Below are 1968 nucleotides of genomic sequence, written 5' to 3'. Positions count from 1 at the left end.
CGAGCACGGCGGCCTGGATGCTCCTCGAGCTGCGGCTTCCGGGTCAGGGGCGATCGTTTCAAGTTGCCTGCTGTTTCGGCTGCTCCCCGTGATTCCCCCGCTCGATCTGGCACGGCTGTGGCACACCCGTTAGCCGTTACCGTGCGCGGGTGCCCAACGCGTGCGGCTTGGTAGCGGGTCGCGGACAGTCAGAACCCTGAGATGGTGTCCACTATGGAGTCAGAGCCAAGCGGCGGTCCCGCTCGTCACCATGACCGGGGGCGATGGTTGGCGGAGTTTGCTGGGCGAATACTTGTGGTCTGTCCGCAGTGCGGCGGCTGCGCGCTCGTCGTTCCCCGGCCTGGCCTACCGACACCGCGGTACTTCAGTGAGTTGTTGTTCCTGCCACGCCGCCTGGTCTGCGCAGGGTGCGGTGTGGTCGCCGACTGGGATCCTGAAGTGAGGGGTGCAGGGTTGGTCGGCGCTGTCCTTGGCGGGACTGAGGACCCGTTCTTCCGGCGGCCGCTTTGGTTGCAAACCCGTTGTGTCGGCCAGATCCTTTGGGCCTACAACGAGGAGCACGTCAACGAATTGTCGAGCTACGTCGGCGCCCAGTTGCGCGAGCGTGGCGCCGCGCGTCCGACAATGGCGATGTTTGCGAGGCTGCCGCAATGGATGAAGAGATCCGGCAATCGCTCTGAGGTCCTGGCCGGCCTAGAGACGCTGCGAGCTCTGGCTGAGCGATCGGCACCCACTGATCGGTCCGATACTGCGCATGAGCGCGGTGACCGTCCTCAGCTTCACAGGAGCATGTTGTTCCGGGGTGGCCCCTATGCCCATGGCAGCAAACCTTGTTGCCGGTGAGCCACCGATCGGCTTCGATCGCAACCATGACCGAGGACGCCGCAGTCGACGTTGCCGACGACCAGATCCTCAGCAACCAACTCATCCGTGGTATCAAGACACTCCGTGATTACCTGGGCTGCTCGCTTCACGAGGCCCTGGACGTCTTTGCCGCCAGGTACGAAGTGCTGGGGGTGGAGCGTCCGGGCGACTTCGTATGCAGTCATGACGAGTACTGGGTCGGCTTCTACTCGTGAGGGTGGCGCCGACTGCTGATCAGGCTCGGTGTCCAGAGAACTCAGCTTGGGAATCTGCCGGCTCAGCCTTCCGAGGTTCGAATCGTGGCGCCGCCACACTAGTGGGAACCGGCTTCGCCAACGGTGTGGTACGCGTCGTGCTGGCCGGGCAGTAGGGCCCGGACGGCGGCGAGTTGTTGCTCGGCACGGTGTACCGACCCCGTACCGTTCCCGGCGATGCCGTTGTGCGAGAGGGGCGAACATGGGACGCGGGTGGGGTTGGCTGGGCATCGCCGTGGGCGCGGCCGCGGTGCTGGGGCTGCTGGCGATACCCAACGGCGGTGGGGGCAACGCGTACGGCGGCGCCATATGCGCGTCGGTGATCAGGGGTCCGGACGGTGATCAGCCCATCGCCACGCTCATGGGCGGGGTCGACGAGGCGGACGCCAAGGAGGCCATCCGCACCGCCCTGCTGGATTGCGAACGCCGACGCGGCAGCCGCCTCGGCTGGGCCCTGGCGGTGGCCACCCCCACGGCAATACTTCTCGGCGGCCTCCTGGCCACCCTCCCGCCCCGGGGCCGCCGGGCGGCGGAGCCGGGCTACCGCTGATCAACGGCTTCCGTTTCCGTTTGCTCCGCGCGAAGGGCGGAGCGGTACCGCCCCGGGCGATTCCAGAGGACGTCGACGCGTCGGCGGGCGAGGGCGATGACGGCGAGGATGTGCTTGTGTCCTTCGGCGCGCTTCTTGAGGTAGTAGCTGCGGTTGGGGCCGTCGCGGATGATGCTCGTCTGGGCCGAGAGGTAGAAGACTCGTCGCAGGCGGCGGCTGTAGCGCTGGGGTCGGTGCAGGTTTCCGGTGCGGCGTACGGAGTCCTTAGCCATGGGTACTAGTACTACAGGGCTAGATCTG

2 protein-coding genes and 1 pseudogene are annotated in these 1968 nt (G+C 66.6%); 2 read left to right on the top strand and 1 reads right to left on the bottom strand.

Annotation, left to right across the window (positions count from 1 at the left end; translation table 11 throughout):
* The first annotated feature begins 869 nt into the window (after window positions 1–869).
* Together VXC91_RS44960 and VXC91_RS44955 are read left to right on the top strand one after the other, a co-directional pair.
* The gene (locus VXC91_RS44960; RefSeq protein WP_329513105.1) at window positions 870–1079 is read left to right on the top strand and encodes a hypothetical protein; all 210 of its coding nucleotides are present in this window, start codon (window positions 870–872) and stop codon (window positions 1077–1079) included.
* A gap of 241 nt (window positions 1080–1320) precedes the next feature.
* The gene (locus VXC91_RS44955; RefSeq protein ID WP_329513104.1) at window positions 1321–1668 is read left to right on the top strand and encodes a hypothetical protein; all 348 of its coding nucleotides are present in this window, start codon (window positions 1321–1323) and stop codon (window positions 1666–1668) included.
* Here the strand turns inward: VXC91_RS44955 and VXC91_RS44950 are convergent.
* Window positions 1659–1968: pseudogene (locus VXC91_RS44950) on the bottom strand (IS110 family transposase); the annotation flags it as partial. The gene VXC91_RS44955 and the pseudogene VXC91_RS44950 overlap by 10 nt on opposite strands.

This window comes from Streptomyces chiangmaiensis (genome assembly GCF_036281785.1).
In the GTDB taxonomy this organism is placed as follows: Bacteria; Actinomycetota; Actinomycetes; order Streptomycetales; family Streptomycetaceae; genus Streptomyces; species Streptomyces chiangmaiensis.
This window is presented reverse-complemented; position numbering and strand designations above follow the sequence as displayed.